The organism is Acetobacter sp. (genome assembly GCF_047721705.1).
GTDB lineage: Bacteria > Pseudomonadota > Alphaproteobacteria > Acetobacterales > Acetobacteraceae > Acetobacter.
In genome coordinates, this window is sequence record NZ_JBDNXK010000159.1 from 1 (window position 1) to 3,920 (window position 3,920).

Sequence of the window (3,920 nt, forward strand, 5' to 3'; positions counted from 1 at the left end):
ATATATAGTTAAAAGAGTTAAGCACTAAAAAGCCTATGAAAACACGATTGATAACAGTCTGTTACGGTTATGGGCGGTGGGTGAAACCACGTGTTTGGGTGGGTGAAACCACGATGCTTGGGTGGGTGAAACCACGATGCTTGGGTGGGTGAAACCACGACAGTTAACCATACTTATCCACAGGAAAACGCAGCATTCCCTATAGCTTAAGTGGTTTCGAGTCGTAGTAACTCTCATTTTGACTACAGAGAGAGCTCATTGGGTGGGTGAAACCACGATAGTTTAACGAGGCCGCCCTCGTGACAAACGATCCATCAACCCATCCACCTCTTCAGCACGCCGACGATCTGCTTCTACGCGCTCTCTTTCTTTTTCGAGCTTCCTATGCAGCTCAGTCGCTGCCTCAATACCTCGCAACTGAAACATCACTGCCGGTGTGCCTTCAACAGTCTGAGTCAACGACATGGTGTAATCAGGAAGTTGGTCTGCTTCGATGATCTTCCGTAGCATACGATTAAATTCTTTAGGCTGCGCATCGCTACCTGTTTTTTCATGCAGCACCTCGACACGGCATATCCACCCACCTCTCTGCTGACCAGCATGTTTACGTGCGATCCGATAGAGGGCCCGCTCTAATCCACCAGATAAAAGAAAATAATCCTGATGCATTGTCAGCAAGGATCGCTCACTTACAATGCCTTCATAAACCCAGTTTGATAGGGTGATCGTCATTCCACGCGGCTGATCTGTGTCTGGATCTACTTCCAGCGTCCATCCATCCAGCCATCCAAACTGAGCCTCATTACGGCGCTTAGGTGCCCGTAATGATGTACGGATGGATGTTGTTTCTAGACGCGAAAGAGCAGCTTGCAATTCCTGATAAGCACGTCCCCCTGTTCCCCGTCGAATGCCGCGCAACAAATCATAGGTTGTTGTTGTAAGCGTTCGCGGAAGATCATTGATCCCCTGCTCTTTCATCCGATTTAATACGGAAGCAGCCCACACAAGAATGTCGGCATCCCATATTGTCGCCATGCCATAAGCTGGCATGGCTTCAACTTTCACCCATGCTTCGCCATTTGGACTGCGATATTCAATTGGCTTAAGACGTTTACGTTTCTGAAGTGAGAAAAATGGCCGCTCCATCACTTCCCGCTGATCTTTCAACGGAAGCTCATTCATTAACGGAATAAAAAAGTCGAACTCGGGGTTCGGATCACGCCGTTTACTCATGGTGCAAACCTAGTATGCCCTCGCTGCACCAGATATTGGCGCAATAAACGCTCGGTAATGACCGTCAAAGGTTCTCCACCTTCCTCTACACTCAGTTGACGGAGTGTACGGTGCATATCCTCTGGGATATGGATCAAAACCGGTTTTTTGCCAGGATGACTATTTTTCTTGCGTGGCGAAGGTGCGTTCCCATCAAGAGGTGATCGGATAGTAGCCTCTTTAGGCACATTTTCCGCTACAACCGTCGGAGATATAGGGGCACTTTCTTCCTCAAAAATGCCGGCTAATGCCGATGCTTTCTTGGGTTTCACCATCATACTATCTCGCTTAATGGTTTATTCGCATAACCGCTTAGTCGCTTAGCCTCAGCATAAGCAGAGCGTAGTTCAGCTGCGGCCTTACCATCTGGATCCAATTCGGCAGCGGTTTTCCCAATCGGTGTTGCTCTATAAAAATCCTTACGAAAATGAAGTTCTGTATCGAACATAGTGACGCCTTTAGCGATGAAGCCCGCTCGAGCATCTTTCCCTTCTGAACCTTGGTAAGGAACCTGGGTGAGGATCACAGCAAAAGGTGTTCCTGCTTGCTGAACCTGCTTTATGGTTTGCAGCACAGAATGAACATCCAACCCACGCGGAGCGACTGGGATCACTACAAAGTCAGCTTGTTCTGCCGCCAACATAGCAATGTCTTTTGAGTTTGCTGGCGTATCAATGATGATGAGATCCAGCTTTCCACTCTTACGTCCTCGCGAAACATGCAAAGGCAATCCTGCGACACTGCTATCTTTCACCATTACGTCATCAGCCTCTCGTCTCTCAGACCAATAGAGAGCTGATCCTTGCCGATCGTCAGCATCAAGAATCACAACCGCTGCGCCTTCACTGGCGGCTTCGACAGCAAAAGCCGTTGCAATCGTCGTTTTCGACTGCCCACCTTTCTGCGCAATCACGGCCCAAGTCTGCATGATGTCTCCTACTAAGCGACTATGCTTTTTATATAGCTTATTCGTTTAGTAGCAAACAACTTTAATCGCATAGTCGCTTAGTTGCATATTCGCTTAGAATTTATATCGCATCCTAATGCACTCGGCTTCTGCTGGGATAGAACCATCAGCCACACTCACGGCATGATCCCCTGCATGACCAGAAATGCTCTTACTGTGATGATCTTCACACCATCATAGACCCGCAGGTCCAGAATATCGCGCTTGTCGCCCGTTAACAGAAAATCGGCTTTTCCAGCAGATGCCATCGCCAAAAGATAATCGTCATCCGGATCCGGAGAGACTGCCACAGCAGGAAGATTGACAATGAGAACAGCCAGATCCCGGACTTCATTGACCAGACGGCCGGCGAGGGTGGGCGGCAGACGGGAACGGATCTTGGGATACCGTGTCACGCGCCGCAATTCATCTAGCTGCTCGGTAGACGTCAGCAGATCGAATTGTCCTGCCCGCCATAGCCCGAGCAGATGCGCTGGCAGGGATTTTTCAGAAAGCAAGGCACTGATGAGAAGATTGGTATCGATGACTAGACGCACGCCTTAGCTGGCCCTGTCCATTGCCCGCGTAGCGGTCACGGCCTCGCCGATCAGGTCCTCTAGGGCGTCCGGCTCCATATCTGCGAACCCACTCCGGGCTTCTGCCATTGTCCTGTCGAACACACGCCAGCGCACCGCCTCCTCGATGAAGCGAGACAAGTCGCCTTTCTTCATGCCGCGCTGCGCCAGGAAACTACGTACGGTGATGTCGGTTTCGCGGGAGACTGAAACCGTCCAACGAGTCATATCAGTAGACATATCATATCTCCATATAAGGTCTTATACGCTTATCATGATAAGCGCCTATATATATCTGTGCAATCCGATTTCATCTTCACAAAATGCATTACCCCCACATTTTCCGTGCGATATCCTGCTCCTCGGCGCCGACGGCATCGGCATAGATGGCGGTGGTGGAGAGCTGGGCATGACCGAGCCATTTCTGCACCATGTTGAGGGGGATACCGCTGGAGACGGCGGCGACGCCGAAGGCATGGCGCAGGCCCTTGGGGGACGCGGCCGGGCCGGACAGGCCGGCGGCGTCCATGACCGCGTGCACCGCCCGCCAGCCGGTCATGCGGGACCAGGGCCACAGCCGGGCGGCCGCGCCATGGCCCCGCCGGCGCTGGGCCTCGCGGATGCCATGCACCAGATCCAAGGCCTCGAGGAGGGAGGGGGGCGCCGGCACGGCGCGATAGACCCCGTCCTGGCGCTTCTTGAGCGTGGCGAACACCAGCACGCCCCCGGCCAGGTCCACCCGGTCCGCCGTGAGGGCAAGGGCCTCGGACAGGCGGCAGCCTGACCAGGCCAGGGTCATGCACAGCGTGCGGGCCTCGCGCGGCGCCTGCTCGGCCGCGCGCAGGAACCGTGCCCGCTCGGCGACCGTGAGGTATTTGCGGCTCCCGTCGCGGTCGAACAGCGGCATCCCGCCAGAGGCGCCTGCCGGAATCGCCCGCTGTCCCGGTTTTCGGGTGCCGCTCATCCGGCCGTCCTGTCGCGATAGCCCCGCCGGCGCTTGGCCCGAAGCTGGCGGGCGAGGGCATCGAGCGCCTGCCCGGCATCATGATGCAGTTCGCAGACCTGCCGGCCAGCCGTCCCGATCCGCCCCCACTGCCGCACCAGGGCGGTACCGCCGAACAGGTCGG

Annotated in this window: 7 protein-coding genes; all 7 read right to left on the reverse strand. The window is 54.3% G+C overall.

Features of this window, described 5'->3' with window-relative positions; translation table 11 throughout:
* Window positions 1–282: 282 nt before the first annotated feature.
* Window positions 283–1,233 carry a replication initiator protein A gene (locus ABF824_RS15860; protein WP_415489931.1) on the reverse strand — a complete coding sequence of 317 codons (951 nt, stop codon included), beginning with the start codon at window positions 1,231–1,233 and terminating at the stop codon, window positions 283–285.
* A complete protein-coding gene (locus tag ABF824_RS15865; RefSeq protein WP_202795770.1) occupies window positions 1,230–1,550 on the reverse strand; it encodes a hypothetical protein in 321 nt (106 codons plus the stop codon). The genes ABF824_RS15860 and ABF824_RS15865 overlap by 4 nt, the downstream gene beginning before the upstream one ends.
* Entirely contained in the window at window positions 1,547–2,200 is a 654-nt protein-coding gene (locus ABF824_RS15870) for a ParA family protein (RefSeq protein ID WP_062247395.1), read from the reverse strand. Before ABF824_RS15870 ends, ABF824_RS15865 begins: the two co-directional genes overlap by 4 nt.
* Before the next feature lie 155 nt (window positions 2,201–2,355).
* On the reverse strand, window positions 2,356–2,775 hold the full coding sequence (locus ABF824_RS15875; protein ID WP_007396268.1) for a putative toxin-antitoxin system toxin component, PIN family: 420 nt from the start codon (window positions 2,773–2,775) through the stop codon (window positions 2,356–2,358).
* Window positions 2,776–2,778: 3 nt separating this feature from the next.
* Window positions 2,779–3,021, reverse strand: a complete 243-nt coding sequence (locus ABF824_RS15880) for a ribbon-helix-helix domain-containing protein (protein WP_415489932.1) — start codon at window positions 3,019–3,021, stop codon at window positions 2,779–2,781.
* A gap of 100 nt (window positions 3,022–3,121) precedes the next feature.
* Window positions 3,122–3,757, reverse strand: a complete 636-nt coding sequence (locus ABF824_RS15885) for a tyrosine-type recombinase/integrase (RefSeq protein ID WP_415489933.1) — start codon at window positions 3,755–3,757, stop codon at window positions 3,122–3,124.
* Window positions 3,754–3,915: a WGR domain-containing protein gene (locus tag ABF824_RS15890; RefSeq protein ID WP_415489934.1), complete on the reverse strand. Its 162-nt coding sequence runs from the start codon at window positions 3,913–3,915 to the stop codon at window positions 3,754–3,756. The genes ABF824_RS15885 and ABF824_RS15890 overlap by 4 nt, the downstream gene beginning before the upstream one ends.
* Window positions 3,916–3,920 lie beyond the last annotated feature (5 nt).

What these genes read in the sequence shown, in the direction of transcription:
- ABF824_RS15860 (WP_415489931.1), bottom strand. Translation starts at nt 1,233, where the DNA reads ATGAGTAAACGGCGTGATCCGAACCCCGAGTTCGACTTTTTTATTCCG.
- ABF824_RS15865 (WP_202795770.1), bottom strand. Translation starts at nt 1,550, where the DNA reads ATGATGGTGAAACCCAAGAAAGCATCGGCATTAGCCGGCATTTTTGAG.
- ABF824_RS15870 (WP_062247395.1), bottom strand. Translation starts at nt 2,200, where the DNA reads ATGCAGACTTGGGCCGTGATTGCGCAGAAAGGTGGGCAGTCGAAAACG.
- ABF824_RS15880 (WP_415489932.1), bottom strand. Translation starts at nt 3,021, where the DNA reads ATGACTCGTTGGACGGTTTCAGTCTCCCGCGAAACCGACATCACCGTA.
- ABF824_RS15885 (WP_415489933.1), bottom strand. Translation starts at nt 3,757, where the DNA reads ATGAGCGGCACCCGAAAACCGGGACAGCGGGCGATTCCGGCAGGCGCC.